Raw genomic sequence first — 17,424 nt, 5'->3', positions numbered from 1 at the left:
TTTTAATCCTTGCTATTCCCGTTCGCATTAAAACTGTGATTGTGAATATATTTTCTTCTCTACGCGTGCGTTAACTTTACCTATCGCACAACTTATCCCAAGCTTGCCAGCTCCTAACCGAGTGCCCTCGCGCGCTTGGCGATTGATCTGCACTAACAGTTGCCAATTCATTTTGGTTGAGGTGTGCCAATTTAATAATTGTGATAAACGTTTCGCCTTTACACCACCTGGCTCATATAGCTGCGCCTCAGCCTCGTCCATTGGACCAAGCTCAATGCAAATACGATTGCCCGTAACCAATACGCGTTTGCCCAATACGCCATTGCCACCCAATGAAAATCCGCTTTGCTTTGAGCCTAACTTGCCCGCTTCGGTAATACCTTCCCATTCAACGATATTATCTTTAATCGTTAAGCTTTCGTCTTGTAGCGCTTGCTTTAATACTTGCTCAAGCCCAGCTGCACTGGTTTGTTTGGCACTAATGAGGTTTAGTTTGCTCTTATCCGACTGGTTATTTTCAAATACTGCAGCAACTATTTGATCAAATTGTTGCGCACCAATGCCCGCGAGATTAATCTGAGACTTCTTCCAACTTTGAAATAGCTGGCAATACAGTACATGATTAAAAAGATCTAAAAATGCGCGTGTTCTTGCACCTACCTCTTCGTCTCCTGCGGCTTGCTCTAACAAGTAGTGCGGCATCGCAGCGTCAACGCCATATAAACCGAGAAATGACGTTTCAAGCCTCAGCTTACCTCGTTGCCTTACTTGCAATTCACAGCGTCTAACGTCTGACGCTGGAAACCCAAGTTCTTTATACGGTGCAATTTCAACGCGATGACTGTGGCCACTTTGTAACTCGTTATTGCTGGCCCAATGCTGTTCAATAAGCGTTAGCGCCTTGTACAAACTAAAGCGCCAAGGTGTGGCCATCAAATTAGCTATCGGCTCTGGCAGTTTTGCCCAGATGGGTTGGTTTTGCTGCTCCATCATTTACACCTGATAACTGTCGCCGGCCGTCACGTCCCATTCCCACTCATGGTAACTTGGCAGCAGCGTCACTCTGGTTTTTAAACATTCGTTAATTGGCGCATATAATTTAAAGAACTGATGCAACACATCACAAAAATGATACGCATCGGCTGTGCAAACAAAGCTCTTTTCGTTTAGGGTTAAGTGGATCTCTATCCCTTTAACGAACACGCCCTTTTGTAGCAATGAGATAGGTTTAGATTCAGCGCCTTGAATACTCTCGATACGGTTTCGATTTTCAGAGCGCTCCGACCAATCAAACAGCGCCAATAGCTTTTTCAGCTGGGTTGGCTCTGCAAGCTGAGAAAAACGCATATTCAACAAGCTAATGAGCTGCCAATGTAAAGCCTGATCAGGAGAATTAAGTAACTTGCTCGGTCTTACGACATTTTTAACGCTAAGTACCGACGGCACATCAGCGCTTTGTGCATTGATATCACCCTCTTGCAGTGTTTGCCTTGGCCACGCCGCGTTATGTGCCAACAGATCAGTCGATAAAGTAGTAATATCACCCACTTCTTGCATTGAAAGCTGAATGTACGTCTGTGGCGATACCCCGCCAATATCACGGCTTATCAGTGAATACAAATGGGCGTTATCTTCATATACCGTGCTATACCGAGAAACAAAGTCGATGGCTTCTCCAGTGCTACTGCTTGCACCTTGTACCGACTTAACGCTATAACAAAAACTCTCTCCGAGTTTATTTTGCACTGGATGTAGTTGGTATTCGGTTTGGTTTTCGCTGACGCGGATAGGCTCGGCATCTACTGGGTAGATATTTACCGCAGGTACACAATTAAGCAGGATATTATCCGCATTTACTTTGTTACCGGGCGGTAATTTAATATCACTGGCTATTTTGATGCTGATGGTATTAGTGTCTGGATCAATATTTAGTGTATCCAGTCCCGTTAGTTCAACAAAATAGAACTTTTCACGAGAGTTAAAGTAATCAAGCAGCAACGCATATGCGGGATGACTCTGTTCGCTATTGGGCAACATTCCGGTGCTGTCTTTATGAAAAGCCGCATCAATTTTTGACTTGTTCAAGGTATATTGCGTCGTACTGCCAAGCTTTCCAGTCTCAACCTCTATCGCTGCGTTTGGATTCTTCATCATTTGATAAAGACTGGCGCAAAGCGGCGTGTCTCCACGTAAATACACCCGCAATTTAGAGAGATCGTAATCATCTAAACTGCCTTGGCCTAACCGCTTAAGGTGCAAGTTTAACGTCGCACCAGTGTGGATCTCATGATAGTCCACAGAGTAGATCTCAAACGGCAGCACTTTCGTTTCTGCGGTGGTAGTAAAGTGACAAGCCACAGGGGCGTTGTCACTTTTATGGGAAGAGATTTTCGCGCCTTTTGGCACACTCACCAGTCCTTGCATGGTGAGTTTTGGCGCAAACTCTAGCACCGTCGTAGACGGATAATAATTTAATAATATTGGGCAAATCTGTCTGAGTACCTGCTCAGACACTTCGGGTAGCGTCTCGTCCAATCGCTTTTGCGTAAATGCCGTTAAGTAAGCGACTCCTTCGAGCAAGCGCTCAACATGAGGATCTCTATCCTTTAACGCGTCAATATTTAAAAAGCCGGCATGTTCAGGATACTGCTGAGCAAATTGTTTACCTGCTTGTGTTAACAGCCTCATTTGCGCATCAAAATATTGCTGCATATCCATTAGTCTGCTCCTCCTGTATTGACGTTTGCTTTACCACCTGATGCAAACTTAGTATTCAATCTGATTATCTCGCCGGTTTTTAATTGCGCTCTTATCTCAAATCGAATCACACAGTTTTCCTCTTTTATGTCGATGGGTCGAACGATGAGGTTAGTAATTCTTGGTTCGTACTTTTCTATGGTTCTTTTTACTTCATTGGCAAGTGTTTGCTGCGAATAAGGTAGCCCTTCATATAGATCTTCCACATCCGGTAAACCGTAATCACCTAAGTGCTCAAGCACTCCCCTACGCGCATTCAATAATTGCGTTAGGTGTTTACATACGCTGTCGCTTAAATGCGATAAATTGTTATCGCTATAGGCTTGGCGTGATGGCTGAGCTAGCAAATCAAATAAGGCCATAGAAAAATACGCTCTCTATTCATTGCGCGAACTAGTGTAAGCTTGAAAAGGAGGCCAATAGGCCTCCAACACTCGAAATTAACGACCTTCAGTCCATGAGTCAGAGAACTCAATGTTACCGTCTAGGTACGTCCAAGTGATGCGCTTGTAACGCATGTGCACTGTTTCAAGGTGAGGATAACGCTCTTTATCCAAATCTTTAACGTTGTGCATTGTTGGCGTGATTGAAGTGATTTTCACGTCTTCAAGCGTATGGCGGAAGTACTCACGCTCAGTACCAGTGTCATCAATACGGTACCATTTAAGCTCAAGTTGCTTTAATGTTTGACCGTTTGAACACGCTTTGTACATGTACGGAGTAGCAGCATCCACAGCTTTTGTGATAACAAAAGGCTCGTGCTTACGAGTACCTGTTAGCTCGCCCGTGTCGTTATCAGTTGGGATACGCAATTCGTGATCGAAATGCAAAATCTCAATTGAACCTTCACGCTCAGCTACAGTTACTGAACCTTTAACGTCGTTACCTTGGTCGTCCTTTAACCACATATACGCTGGAATTGCCATTTTTAATTTCTCCTTTTAAGATAAGATGTTTCCTAATTATTAAAGGCATTGATCAAACGCGTGTTTTTCACGTTTGATCCCCAAACAAAGCGCCACGCTTTATGCCAATTTGGGAACATGTCCCAAGTTGGTGGCAGCCAACTTGGGGCAATCTTTCACTACATGTTATAAGTCACCACGTAATTCCATCACTAACGTCGCCACATCAAATGGCATTTTTAGTATATCCAGCTGCAAAAAGTGCAGCTGAACCGCTTTGGGCAACTGTTTAAATTCGAATTCAGCTCTAAGCTCTTCATTCCATCTAAGCGTCACAAAACTGTCTACTGTGATCACTTCATCCTTTGGCGCCGTCTGATTGTAGTGCTCAACTGCTTTTAAAAAATTGACATCATGGTCTTGCATACAATCATTAAGCGCCACGTAATGCAGGTGATTTACTGCCTCTACGACTAATTCTATCTCTAGTTTGTCTATCTCTAGCTCGCTTGGGCGAACGCGTGGAGTATACTCAAAACACGTTTCCATCGCTGCGGTGTAAGAGATAGTTGCTTCTTGCAATTTCTTTTTTGCGAAAAAGAGCTCTGGTGTCATCTCCTGGCTATATGACAAGTTAGTCACCAAGACTGTACTTAGTACCATCAACCAGTTACATACTTTTCGTTTAAACATGACAATCCATTGCCTCATCGCTTCTTGTCTAAAGCTACCATTTCAGCTTTAGATAGGTTTATTCACTTATATCGGCGGCCTTTATCTATCGCTAGGTTGTTGACTAACGAGCTCAAGGCGCACGTCACTTCCACCGTTTAACGCATGCACTAAAGTGCGTCATGGAAGTATATATCGTTTTAACTTTACTCAGCTTTAATCGGTTCTCCTATAAAGCTTCTGTACTTAACTACAGGCAAGGAAAATAAAATTAAAATCCAGATTACATTTCCAAAAAACAACATTTCAGACGAGGTATAACCGCCCAAGTAAAATTCGTTTAACAACGAGTATATATTTGCAAACCACCACACCCAAACTATCAAACCCCATGCTCTTCGACTTAACACACGAACTTGTAATATGAGCAATAAGTTTGCTGCCAAAACCAAACTATCTAAAATATAAACAACAACTTCTACAAACGTAACTCTAATTTCATACAAGATTAAAAGCTGACTATCGTATATTGAAAACACTGTTAAAGAAAACTGCACTAAAAATATAAATTTCCAAATAATATGGTCTGCTTCTATATTCATAAATATACCATTTAATACCAGCAACCATATTAAACTTGGTCTTTTTATTGGTAACCGTTTTCCATCATTGCGCTTATCAACCTAACCCTGTTTGAAACTTCTTACTTTTGCACTTTTAGATGCAAGCTCAACTAACATCTCAAAAGCGCTTGCCAATACTTCTGAACCTCTACAATTTAGGTTCAATGTCATGCTTAATAATGGGCAGCATTCACTGCCCTAAATACGCTTCATAGGTTCTTCAGGTGGCCTTCATTTTTCACCAGGCATTTGCCCAACGAGTGCGAGGCGTACGTCGATACCTTCCACTTGGAAATGTGGAACCACATATGTATTCACACGGTAATAACCTGGGTTACCTGGGATCTCCGACACAGTCACGTTGGCATCTTTTAACGGGTGCGTAGCAATTAGAGACTCGTCTGGATTATTCATCTTAGTAACTAATGCACCTAACCAATCATTCAGTTGCTGCTCTAGCTCATGGCGAGGTTTGCTTGAACCGATATTTTCACGTTGGATCACCTTCATATAGTGCGCAATACGTGATACCAAGTAGATGTAAGGTAATCTTGCATTGATCCGGGAGTTAGAGGTGGCTTCCGGCGTTTCAAAAATTTGTGGCTTTTGCGCACTATTTGCAGAAAAGAAACACGCAAAGTCACTGTTTTTGTAATAGCTCAGAGGGATAAATCCTTGGTTTGCAAACTCAAGCTCTTTGGTTTCAGAAATAAGTACTTCCGTTGGGATCTTAGTTTCTTGACCACGGCCTGCCTCAAAAGAATGCAGGGGGAGATTTTCAACGCGACCACCAGATTGTGGACCACGAATATTTACTGCCCAACCATTTTGGTGGAAGCTACGGACGATATTTGCCGCGAACGCAAATGTCGCGTTACCCCAAAGATAACGTTCGTGATGCTCGCTGCTAACGTCTTCTTGATAGTTAAAATGGCGAATTGGATTTAAGTCACCGTATGGTAAACGCAGTAAGAAGCGTGGGAACGCTAAGCCAATGTAACGTGCATCTTCTGATTCACGGAAGTTCTTCCAACGTAAAAATTCCGCACGCTCCATGTAAGAGCCCAAATCCTGAATTTTTGATACTTCTTCAAGCGAATCTTTTAAGAAGAACTTGGCACCAACACTGCCTAAGAAAGGACAATGTGCTGCTGCAGACACCCTTGAAATTTCTTGCAATAACGACACATCCGGCGCTGAACAATCAAATTCAAAGTTTGACACCATAGTTGAAATTGGCTCGCCCCCTGGTGTGTCATACTCAGCCGTATACACTTGCTTATAGAGCGCAGACTGCGTGGTATCTGGTGCTTCTTCGAAGTCATCGCGTAGCGTTTCTTTATCAACATCAAGTAGCTCAAGCTTTACGTTTGAGTTATTTGGACAACGATTCACCAAATAACGCAGTGAACGCCACGCCGACTCTACTTTTTGAAACTGCGGGTGATGTAAAATTTCGTCCAGCTGTTCAGAAATAATTTTGTCGACTTTAGCGATGTAGTCATCAAGTAATAACTTGTCGATACGCGACACTTCTTTGCTGTCATTAGTGGCCATGTCTAAAAAGACATTGATAGCGGCTGTTAGGCGCTCATTGGTGTCGGTCTCCGCAAGGTTATTAGCATCACGGAAGTTATCAATGCTGATTTCGCTTGAAACCGGCTCGATAGACACAAGATTACAGATTGTTTCGTAAGCTGAAGCTGTCAAAGTCTCTTCTTTGCGCGCTTCAACGTTTAACGTTTCTTGCATATTCATCGGTTTGTGTCCTTACTCTTGCGGTTGTTTTTCTTGCTCAGACAAAAGCGGCGCTAACTCGTTTAGGCGTGCTTTTAACTCATCAAGCTCTGGTTTGTTCTGCAAAATGCGCTCAAGCTCTTTTCTCAGCGTTGAGTTATCAAGCAAGTTAGATTTCAGATCACGCAATAGGTTACGCATCGACATCATCTTGTTAAGCTCTGGCACTTGCGCTGCGACTTGCTCAGGATCGAATGACTTAAAATCATCGAACGTTAGGTTAATACCGATTTCACCATCACCTGCGATTTTGTTCGATACTTGAAACTTTGCCTTTGGTGACATGTCTTTTAGCACTTGCTCTAAATTATTTTTATTAATAGCAATGCGCTCTCGCTCAGCGAGGTCACTGTCGTTTTGGCCGTTGGAATAATCACCCACAACCAAAACTTTCATCGGTAGTTCACTCTTTTGCGTTGCACCTTCGGTTTCCAGCTCAAGCGCTATATTAATCCGCGCTCTTGGGATCTCTTTTTGAAACGTATCAGACATAGTCTTTCCTTATTTAATCAGTCGTTGCGCCTGCCGTTACAAGCCCAGCGGTTAACAATCAAACCCAGTCAATCGCTGAGCTTACTTTGGTTACGAGCATCTGCTGCTTTATCGCGGTTGCTCGTAGGTCAAATTCATCCCCTTGCTCCAAGGATACTGCTTCATTGCATTGCTTAGCATAACGCCAAACCTCTAGAGCAAACGACTCGTGCCATAAATCCAGCCGGTACTGTTCAATGTCTTTAAGTAGCTGCTCAAACATTGGATAGGCAAGATCAGCGCGTTCACTGCGCATCAATAAACGTGCTTGATATAATTTTTGCTTTGCAAAATCGAACTTATCTTGTGCAAACCCTTCCATTAGCTGCAGTGCTTGCGAAAGTTTATTTTGGTCAACAAGCGCCTGCGCTTCTTTAAATTTATCTAACCAAATCTTCTGATTATCGTCTGTGCTCGCACCGTCACCTTGGCTTAGTAATTTATGTTCGCCAATTCGCTCGCGATTTGCTGCTGAGCAAAACTCACTTCCGTCTTCATATTTAAGGCTGAGCAGCGTTGGGTATTGATCAGCGATTGCGGCGAGTTCTAAATCGATCCACTGTGCTTCTTTAAATAACTTGAGCCCTTCAAGTGCAGCGATGGTTAGCCTTTGTAAATTAAGGTTAAAATGCATCGCCCCTTCCATAAATAAGGCTTCTGCCTTTTCTAACGCCTGAGCAAAGTTTTGTGCGGCTAAGGCGTTTTCAATAGGCACAAAAGCTGCTTGCCTTGGGGCTGGTAAGCGCGTTTTTAATTCATTATCGTGCGGTGGTAATGCAAGCGCCCCCCACCTCACTGCACGTGCCAACCGAATTGCCCGCATCCAGTTTTGGCACTCTTTATCATACGCCAATAGTTTGCGAACTTGCTCTGTATAAGCCGAGTCTGACTGCGGTGCTTCCACGGTAATAGCGAGTGTAGAAACTGGCTTTGAAGCAACAGCTGTAGGCTGTGAAGTCGCCGCTACAGCTTGCTGTACTTGAGGCTGCTCAGCTGTGACCACCTCATGCTTTTCGACAGCCTCTTGTACCGTCGCAACAGGTTGTACAGGAACTGGTTGCGAAATCAAACCTTGCTCACACCAGTGTTTTAAATCAGCAAGCGGACCTGAGTCTGCATCAAGTATTGCCACGGATTCTGTTGCATACTGTTCAAGTACGCGCTTTAACTCTGGCCACTGCTCCGGCATTGTCGCACTGTGCGCTGTCGCAACACCAAGTAAGCGCTGTTGTTGTTGTAAGAACCAAGTATGAACCGATGCTCTCGCACGTTCTTTCACTGGGTGGATCTGCGCCTGATATTGTTGCAAAAGCTGATTAAACAAATCTAACGAGTGGATCAAACCTTCGAGCCCAAACTCATTCGTAGCGGCCAACGCTAGATACGACGCAATGCGAATATCTTTGGTCTGCTTTTCTAACAGCTCTGATGCCAAAATAAAGTTAGCTTTGAAATCTGGCTCAGCAACACCTGACGAAGAGGCTTTTAGTAATTTAAATGACTCTTCGTATTTTAAATCGTCACCGCACGGCATGCCGCCTAGAGGCGCTAATAAATTTTCACGCCACTGCTGCCAGCTCTGATACTTATGTGGTTGACTCATAACTTACTCCAACTTCTTAGCGCATCGAAAACACTCATATTTGATGCTTTTGCCAATTCATACATATGCGGTGTCACCGGATGTTGTGGCAAAGTCCCTGTTAGATTAATGGTCGTCGACAAGCTATTGTGCTCAAGCCAAACTGACGCAAAATACGAGGCCGGCATAGGTCTGCAATACACCACCAGCGAAGCTTTCTGGCTCAATTGACCATAGTTATAAAAACACCAAGGCTGCCAGTGATGATCGGCCACCATATTGGTGATTAGATGCAGCCAAAATGCACCTAACAACTGGGTATCTTCACCCACTTGTGGCATCGGTAACTTCAACCCGAACTGACAACGCAAACAGCCTTGGGTTTTTATCATTTTAAGCGCCGACATCACTTGGCTGATTAATTGTGCTCGCTGGTCAAGATCTTCTAGTTCAAGCGCATCCCATACACGCTGTATCGGTGAAGCTCGTAGTGAAGACATTGCCTTATCAAAATCAATCGGTTGCGAAACCAGCTCACTTACCTGCTTAAGCTCCTGTGCGCTATGGCGCATTTGCTCAACACTACTGCAGTTTCTGATCAGCTCATGGTTTAAACCTAATGATTTAAACGCACTACCACATTCGCTAAATAGAAATGCAGGGTTTTGTTTGTAGTCCGCATTACTCGATAATACAAATGAGCAAAATGGGTATTGTCTTCCACTTTTATCTTCGCTTGGCTGTAGTGTGCCTAGTAAACAGTTTTCGTCTTGACCTGAGGCGATAAAAAATAGCGTTGACTGCTCTTTTTGAGAAGCGGCATCTTTTATCAACGCCTGTCGGCTCATGTCTGCGTAACCTTCTTGAAGCCAGCGTTCAAGCGCTATCGCTTCTCTTGAGTCAACGTTAAACTTAATAAAGTCCGCTTGAATTGGGTTCTTACCCATAAATCCAAATGGTTGAGTCGTTGGCACCTTGGCGACTTTCTTATTATTAAAAAAACCGAACATGCCTGTGCTACCTCAACGCCAAGTTTTCATTGGAAGCCACACTTACTTTGGTATCAAACAAAGACTCTGGTAGCGCAAATGATGTCATAAAATATTTGCTGAATATGCCACTGTTTCTGCTCGACTTAAGTGCAACTTGAACTTGGATTGGTTCAACACTAGCCTCTGCTTCTCTTTGTAATTGCCACGTTGCCATAAATTCAGTACCACGAACCCACTGTACATTCGCTTCATTCAATACTTTTAGGAATGCCCAAGGCCCTGACTTTTCGATTTCGATTCTGCGGCCTTCACTGTCTAAACCATATACCACTGCTTTTTCAGTACCCGCACGTGCAGGCCAGTTAAAACGACGCCACTCTTCAGGTTCGTTTCTATAACGGTAATTTTGGTCACTAAAGCCGATATAAGTTTCTTTTAATCCCTTTTGTGCCACAGGCATCATTTGGAAGCTAATCCCTACTTCAGAACCATCTCTAGGAAATAGCGAACGCGTAACCTTTCTCGCCTTAGTTAGCTTGTCTAGTACCCCAGGCTTAAAGCCGATGCCAATACCATTCCACGTTTTCTCTACCCACTCACCACGTTTTAAACGAAGGTAGGGAGATAGATTCTCAGCCATAAATTGCCAGAACACACCTGACTCTTGGTTCAGTAGTTCACTAATATCCTCAACTGCAGCATCTGGCCCGTCGATATTGAACGGATATTTACCACGGATATTTTCTTTGTATGTTAAGAATACTTGATTAGACCAACGCTCATTAAGCTGTACTTTCGCTTCGTTCATTACCGTTTGTACACTCGCTAAAAGTGGTGCTTTTAGTAGTTTTTCAAGTGCTTGCTTAGTATCTGGGTCAAGCGCTCTTACTTGGCTTTCTACCACCACCCATGCACTTTGCAGCGCATGGTTTTTGCTATCACCGTTTAACAACGTTTGAGTAAATGACATCGCCATATAGTCATCATTGTTACTCGCCGCGATCGTTTTGATGTCTGAATGAAATGCACTCAAAGCACCGAGATATTGCTCTAGGTAATCAGAGCGAGCGTTCTCTTCTCCTTTTGCCGTATAGCGACGAAGATCTGCAAAGCGGCTCGACAGTTCAGGTACACGCTTTCTCGCAGCGGCTTCTATCTTTGCACCTTTAACCTTGCTGTTTTTAGACTTTGCAAGTAATGCATTTGCCTGCTCGGTTAACTTCTCTGTTTCTACCGTTTTGTTTGGCGAATCAATTAGATTCACGTTGTCGTCGATTGACGCCATTAAATCGACCAACGGACCTTCTGGTGATGACAACTGAGCCAGCGTTAAACTTGCCGCGTTGCTCGTATTAAATGGGCTTATTTCCACCGAGTTTAAAAACTCAAACCACACATTGGCATAGTCTCTGAAATACAGCGCGCGGATTGATTTGACCAAAGCGCTTGCTTTTGCTTCATCAACAGAGCCTTGGCTTTCTGCGTTGTCTGTGCCCATCACCCAGTCGCCAGAGAATGCTTTGCTCGCAATGACCTTGATGGCGTCGTACACTTCGTTTTCCCATGCTTCTTTGGTGTAAACGTATGGAATGCTGATCTTAGACTGCAAAAAGGTTTTGTTGTTTTGCTGCATCATTTGATCAAGCGTTAGTGCTGCTTTTGATACCGTTACTTTTGCTTTGATCTGCTCATATAACGCGGTCGGTTCTGGTGCACTCATTAAGTCTGAACGCGCCTGACTCACCAAGAAATCATTATTCTGCCAAATTGCAAGCTGCTGTGGTGCAGGCTCAACCGCTAATTGGGCTAAGTAAAAATCGATTAGTCCTGACAGTTGCTCTGTTAATGCTTGCGTGTCTTCGTTTAGCGTTAGCTCTAAGCGATCCGCCGTGTAGTCTAATAATTCGGACTTGGCATAGTCTTTATTTAAACGTTCAAACTCGTTACTCATCATAAGCTGCAGCTTTAGTGCCTGATAGTACTTATCACGTAGTTTTGGCTCGATACGTTTAGCAACCTGCTCTTCTGTACTTAGCAGCGCAATCCAGTTTTGGTGGCTTTCAAAAAGCGCTTGTTGCACAAGCTCCGAACTTGGTTCACCAATGAGCGCTTGTACACGCTGACGTAATACCTGCTCTATTGGCTTTATGGTGTTGTCAGCACTGTAAACACCAAGTAAGAAATACCAAGGCAGCTTTTTCTCATATCCGATCAGCTCTTGATAGTGTGCAAAAAGAGACAAAGTTGAGTTAAATTGCTCCGCCAATGGCTGGTTTTCAACTCGTGTATTAACAACAGCAGTCGTTAATTTATCACTGGTTGTTAAAAGCTGCTGATTGTGGGTATAAGAGTTAACCAGCAAGCCCGCAAGTGCAAATACCGACGTCACACACAAGCATACTGCAAAGCCTTTGAGCCATTTTTGTACGCGGCGCTTTTTACGGTTACCCCGAGTGAGATCTTGCAATTTAAACAATACATCTTTGAATACTTGGTTGATAAAGAATGCTGACGTTATACTTTCTTGGCGATACTCAAACAATACTGATCTAAACGTAGATAGTTTGCTCGTTGCGCTGCGCTCAATAGGCGTACCTTCTTGTGTACCAGAGGTAAAATACACACCAGCAAACCACGGTACTTCCTGGTACGGGTTTTCTTTAAATAATGTGTCAATAAACTCTTCAACTTTAGCTGACGCCGCTTTGAACTGATTAGGAAAATCATAAATAAGTTGTTTCCGTTGAGCATTACGCTCACGCGTCATTTTAACTAGGCGCTGATCACACAAGCGCTCATACAGGCCGGTTAGATGTTTTGAAAAGTTCTCGCTCGCCACTTCACCGGTATTAGTGCCATCTTCCTCAAGTAAATACGCCCCCCAAGGTTGCTTACGCTCATCTTCACTTAATTCATTAAAGAAAGGCTCAAAGCCGCTGATCAAATCACATTTGGTAAACACCACGTATACTGGAAAGATAAGTCCAAGTTGGTTAATTAACTCATCAATACGAGCGCGGATCTGTTTAACATGGTCGCGGATCTGTTCGCTGTCTGAGGTCAAGATGTCGGCAACACTAATCGCAACCATCACCCCATTGATTGGCTGTTTAGAGCGGTATTTACGTAACAGCTTTAAGAATGACAACCATTGATCATTATCTGACTCTTCAGTGGTATAACGACCTGCAGTATCAATCAAAACAGCTTGATCTGAAAACCACCAGTCACAATTACGTGTGCCACCAAAACCTTGAATATGCAGTTGATTAGATTTTGAATAAGGGAAATGCAGCCCAGAGTTTGCAAATAACGTACTTTTACCCGCAGCCGACGGACCAATGATCATATACCAAGGCAATGCATACAACGCAGCATTACCACGATAGCCAGCGCCTAAATGAGAAGCTTTTAATGCAGACAGCGCTTCTTCCATTTTGGCTTTAATTTCTTCGACTTCGGCTTCTGTCCCCGCATGATTATTGGCAATTTCTTTCGCTAACTTGTCACCAGAGCGCTTCACCCACAACCATCGAACTAATAAAGTAAGACAAAACAGACCAAATACCGCACCCATCACCATTAAACGATGATTTTGATCTTCAAGGCCAATAAACCGACCAGCAAACCAAATTAGCGTCAAAATTGCGAATATGCCGACCCAATGAGCCGTCGCACGAGATGACAAAAATCCTAAGACTAGATGCACTAGTCCACTACGATTTACTCCTGACATGATGTTACCTCGCTTTCCCTGTTTTCTCTAACTGCGTTAGTACTTCAATATGCTTATCAATTTGCACGACTTGCTGGTTCGCGCGATTCTCAATGAAATACGTTGAACCAACATACATACTGGCGAGTAAAGCAAGCGTTACTGATAAAATAACCCAATAAGGTAGGTTTCTTCCTACTTTAGTGACCATACTTTCTTGCGGTTTTGCATTATCAGAAAGCTGTAATTTTGCAGGTCCAGCAAGCTCTTCTAATTGCGCTCTAACATCCAACATCAACGCTTTGAGTTGCTCTACCCCTTTGATCTTATAGATCCCCTCGAAACCCAGTTGTAAACATACAAAATAGACTTCCAAAACCGTGCGTTGCTGCGCTGCTGCACGACGGATATTCTCAAGCTTTTCAAAAAAAGCTTCTCCCGCACGCATGTTGCCAAATAATTCTAATTGTAAAGGTCGCGCCATCCACTCCATACTGTACGGCTTCTGTGCCGTCATGATTTGCTCGTCGACCAAAGCGGTTAATGCAAATTTGGCTTCCTGCATTTCCGACGCACTGATCCGTGCGTCATAACAGCTCTTTTCATATTCATCAAAAGCATCCATGACTTTACTGCGTAGACCATCAACTCCTTGATGATCTGCCCCGCCCTGGCGAATTGAAGTAAGCACTTCAAGTACCGGAGAAATGCAGGCGACTAGTTCAGATTTATTTTTTGACGCTTCCATGACCTTTACCTACTAACTATTTACTCGCCACTGAAACCACTTCAAGTTTCACGCCTTGAAGGCTAAATGGCACAAAGATTCTTAACGCTAATTCCTGTACAACTTGTTCCCAAGCAGCACTATGAGGTTCAACTTTAAAATACTCATATCCACCTTTAACAGACACTCTATTCGGTGGACGCTGGCAATGTGTTAACTTCACACCACCAAGCGCTGAAGCGATTAATATTTCTAGCTGACTTGGCGCTGCCAGCTTAACCTGCTCTGCAAACAACTCGATCCATTGCGTAGATTCGTTTTCATAGAAAGCCGCAATGTATAGTTCACCCCGTGTCAAGGTACTGCTTTCTATGTCTTTAACCTCAAAGATAGACTGAGAGATTGCACTGAGTACTAGATCAGACGAGCGTGCTGCGCTTATCGAACCAATAAGGGTTTGAATATGAGATTCGATTAAACCAAAGCTGCGCGTTAAGTCTTGATGGTCATAAACTGGTAACTCAAATTTACTCGCTTCTGGTTCGAAATTTATCAGTTGGCAGATCAGTTTATTTAGTGCCATGAACAGCGCATCAGGACTAGTTTTGGCTGTGGTACTTAACTGCTTAATCTCAGGAAAAACAGAGCTAAATGTTTGTAATAACAAAAAGTGTTTGAGTTCTGTTGGACCAAAATCCTCCACGATCCCCATACTCGCACGATTGGTAAACATCGCGGTGTACTTAGCTTCAACCATATTGACGAGTTTATTTACACGCTCGGCTAAATAGCCATGGGCTTTGATATTTAGCAATGGAGGAATATAGCTTGAGTCAATTTCGAACTGCCCATGCTCACCACGTATAACTTTTATGCAAGGCAATTGCTCGATAAAACTGTTACTTGCGCTGAACTCAACCAGCATAAGTTTAGGCTTAGCAACCATCACTTCTGCTTTTCGGTTTGGATCATGTGCATCTTGAAGCTCAACAAAATCACAGTCATAAGCACTAAGTTGCCCAGTTTGTGGGTAACCTTGGATATTACTTACTGAATGATTGTTAGCGAGCGCCACACTAATGATGTATTCGCTTTTGTTATCTTCAAGCTCAAACATAGGAGCTTCGTTGTCAGCAAAAACATGATGTATATGACGACCACTTTTGAAGATTGCTGCAATACTTTGCAGTTTGACTACACCTTTGGCTAATGCCGATTCGTCGAATACAATGCGGTCTAAACCATATGCATTGTCTCTAAGACTTTGCTGTACACCAGCTAGTTGAGATTGCTGGTATTGATCGAACAGTTGTAAGTGCTGCTGACTGAGCATTAAACCTTCAGCCCAAACAGGTTTGTATACGTTGTTGTGCTGCATTACTTGTCCTCCTCTACTTCAGGTAAGCGAAGCGAGTTACTTGTAATTTCAATATCTAGAGAAGTAGATAAAGGCACAGGCCAATCATTTAAGTCATAAAATGCGCGCCAGTTACCACCCGTTCTATCTCTAAATAGCGCAACAAAAGCTACGTACTTTGCAGATTCAGCTTGTTCAAACTCGATTTTTATACGATCTGAGGGGTTTACGGTGCGTTCTTCCACCGTAACTAAGGTGTTAGCCAGAATTGATTTATCTGACTTCCAAAGCTGTTCAAATGTAGAATTTTTAAACGCTTGAATATCAGTAAGTTGATATACTTTTAATACCACAGGTAGTGGCTCGTTAAACTGGTTTAAATTTATGTTATCAGTAGCAGTTACGTCTAACTTAACGTAAGTAGACATACAACCAGTCAAAAACAAAACCATTATAAATAAAGCATTCCTAGCCATATCCGCCTCAATTATAAGACATCCAAATTAGATTATTGGAAACAATTAATCTTTTTAATTTCCAGTACAATAGTAAAAATACATTTGATTTAACTATTTAACAAGAAATTACAGAACACAAGTATGCAGTTTGTAACTGAATACTAAGTTAACATTCGGAAATCTTCTTAAAAAATATTTAAGTCATTGTTTTTTGTAGGTTTTACCTTTTTTTAGGCATTCAGAGAGGAAGTCATGAAGCTTAGTGAGCAATTCAGTTTGCATTAAGCTTTCTTACAACTTGTTGAGATAGACACTTCCCTGAAAACAAAAACCACACTAAACATCTGGACTTTTGATGTACATTCTCGAACGGCGCATACGATACACAAACGAATTTTCTAGATCAACCTTAATATCAAATTAATATTATCAAGTTATAAAAAACACACTTGCATTTAACTCAACCCATGTAATAACCTCTATTATTATATGAATTAATTTAATAACAGATAATTACATCAAAAGTTCATGTTTACACTACATTAACCAAGCTTTGTGGATTGTTGTGTGAGTTTTTAAATCAACTAAGGTTAAATATCATGCACACAAGGATGACCATTTACGGCATAAGCCAAAGTACTAAGGTCGTTAGTTTTGAACTAAGCACTTGTATAAATGAAGCTTTTGTTCACCATAGCACTTTAGGATCAGGTTCCTATTTTTCTTACAAACTTTTGGCTGGGAATAATGTGACTTTTGAAACAATCAACCCAGTTCAAATAAGCACTTTTTTCAAGGATCCCCTTTTTGAAATTCGTACGAGGATGACCTCTGAGCACAGTTATTCTTATCAATTCACCTCAAAGCCAAGGACTGAACTACGTAAACAAACAGAGAAAAGCCAAGTTTTTGTAAAAACCAATGTACAATCTTTGATCAGTTCCCTTATTTTAAAAGTTAGCTATTCACAAGACCGTATAAAATGGCGATTTACCCACGCGAGCGCGGTGCTTACAAGCGCCAGGAAGCAAGCACCAGGAACGACGGCACTTTTGTTCACCCGACTCTTGGCAAAGTACGGGTTAATTTATTAGTTTGAATGCCATGATTTTATTGAGTCAATAGTGATTCCGGAGGGTAATTGAGCCGGACACTTTATGAAATGTTTCTTTAAAGCGACACGCGAATTCAACTCCGAAGTGCACCACTCGCTAAATTAAGCTGCTTTACGTAATTCATTGAATACTACAGCAGGCTGTTTATATCCTAAACACTTTCTCGGTCTGGCATTTAATGTCCGCTCAATAT

14 protein-coding genes are annotated in these 17,424 nt (G+C 42.5%); all 14 read right to left on the bottom strand.

From position 1 onward, the window contains the following. Positions 1–27 precede the first annotated feature (27 nt). Positions 28–993 carry a type VI secretion system baseplate subunit TssG gene (gene tssG, locus MHN30_RS09110; RefSeq protein WP_239359309.1) on the bottom strand — a complete coding sequence of 322 codons (966 nt, stop codon included), beginning with the start codon at positions 991–993 and terminating at the stop codon, positions 28–30. Beyond that, positions 994–2,718: a type VI secretion system baseplate subunit TssF gene (gene tssF / locus MHN30_RS09105; RefSeq protein ID WP_039495808.1), complete on the bottom strand. Its 1,725-nt coding sequence runs from the start codon at positions 2,716–2,718 to the stop codon at positions 994–996. It lies immediately after the preceding gene. Further along, positions 2,718–3,119, bottom strand: a complete 402-nt coding sequence (gene tssE / locus MHN30_RS09100) for a type VI secretion system baseplate subunit TssE (RefSeq protein WP_130164036.1) — start codon at positions 3,117–3,119, stop codon at positions 2,718–2,720. The genes tssF and tssE overlap by 1 nt, the downstream gene beginning before the upstream one ends. Positions 3,120–3,197: 78 nt before the next feature. Next, a complete protein-coding gene (locus MHN30_RS09095) occupies positions 3,198–3,683 on the bottom strand; it encodes an Hcp family type VI secretion system effector (RefSeq protein ID WP_010377064.1) in 486 nt (161 codons plus the stop codon). A 165-nt stretch (positions 3,684–3,848) separates the two neighbouring features. Next, positions 3,849–4,355 carry a hypothetical protein gene (locus tag MHN30_RS09090; RefSeq protein ID WP_239359308.1) on the bottom strand — a complete coding sequence of 169 codons (507 nt, stop codon included), beginning with the start codon at positions 4,353–4,355 and terminating at the stop codon, positions 3,849–3,851. Between the two features lie 185 nt (positions 4,356–4,540). Next, positions 4,541–4,936 (bottom strand): hypothetical protein, encoded by a 396-nt coding sequence (locus MHN30_RS09085; protein ID WP_130164035.1) that lies wholly within the window; start codon positions 4,934–4,936, stop codon positions 4,541–4,543. Between the two features lie 252 nt (positions 4,937–5,188). Then, the gene (gene tssC, locus MHN30_RS09080) at positions 5,189–6,715 is read right to left on the bottom strand and encodes a type VI secretion system contractile sheath large subunit (protein WP_010377056.1); all 1,527 of its coding nucleotides are present in this window, start codon (positions 6,713–6,715) and stop codon (positions 5,189–5,191) included. Between the two features lie 12 nt (positions 6,716–6,727). Continuing rightward, on the bottom strand, positions 6,728–7,246 hold the full coding sequence (gene tssB / locus MHN30_RS09075) for a type VI secretion system contractile sheath small subunit (RefSeq protein WP_039495804.1): 519 nt from the start codon (positions 7,244–7,246) through the stop codon (positions 6,728–6,730). A gap of 58 nt (positions 7,247–7,304) precedes the next feature. Continuing rightward, complete coding sequence (locus tag MHN30_RS09070; RefSeq protein ID WP_239359306.1) at positions 7,305–8,888, bottom strand: TssA family type VI secretion system protein; 1,584 nt, start codon at positions 8,886–8,888, stop codon at positions 7,305–7,307. After that, entirely contained in the window at positions 8,885–9,877 is a 993-nt protein-coding gene (gene tagF, locus MHN30_RS09065; RefSeq protein ID WP_239359304.1) for a type VI secretion system-associated protein TagF, read from the bottom strand. Before tagF ends, MHN30_RS09070 begins: the two co-directional genes overlap by 4 nt. Positions 9,878–9,884: 7 nt before the next feature. Next, the gene (gene tssM, locus MHN30_RS09060; RefSeq protein WP_045963367.1) at positions 9,885–13,595 is read right to left on the bottom strand and encodes a type VI secretion system membrane subunit TssM; all 3,711 of its coding nucleotides are present in this window, start codon (positions 13,593–13,595) and stop codon (positions 9,885–9,887) included. Positions 13,596–13,599: 4 nt separating this feature from the next. Continuing rightward, the gene (gene icmH, locus MHN30_RS09055) at positions 13,600–14,322 is read right to left on the bottom strand and encodes a type IVB secretion system protein IcmH/DotU (protein WP_010377048.1); all 723 of its coding nucleotides are present in this window, start codon (positions 14,320–14,322) and stop codon (positions 13,600–13,602) included. A gap of 16 nt (positions 14,323–14,338) precedes the next feature. Then, the gene (gene tssK / locus MHN30_RS09050) at positions 14,339–15,679 is read right to left on the bottom strand and encodes a type VI secretion system baseplate subunit TssK (protein ID WP_239359301.1); all 1,341 of its coding nucleotides are present in this window, start codon (positions 15,677–15,679) and stop codon (positions 14,339–14,341) included. After that, entirely contained in the window at positions 15,679–16,110 is a 432-nt protein-coding gene (gene tssJ, locus MHN30_RS09045; protein WP_010377046.1) for a type VI secretion system lipoprotein TssJ, read from the bottom strand. The genes tssK and tssJ overlap by 1 nt, the downstream gene beginning before the upstream one ends. Between the last annotated feature and the right edge of the window lie 1,314 nt (positions 16,111–17,424).

The sequence above is a fragment of the Pseudoalteromonas sp. OF7H-1 genome, assembly GCF_022347825.1.
In the GTDB taxonomy this organism is placed as follows: Bacteria; Pseudomonadota; Gammaproteobacteria; order Enterobacterales; family Alteromonadaceae; genus Pseudoalteromonas; species Pseudoalteromonas maricaloris.
Note: the sequence above shows the minus strand (reverse complement) of the source record. Positions and strands in the feature narration are given on the sequence as shown.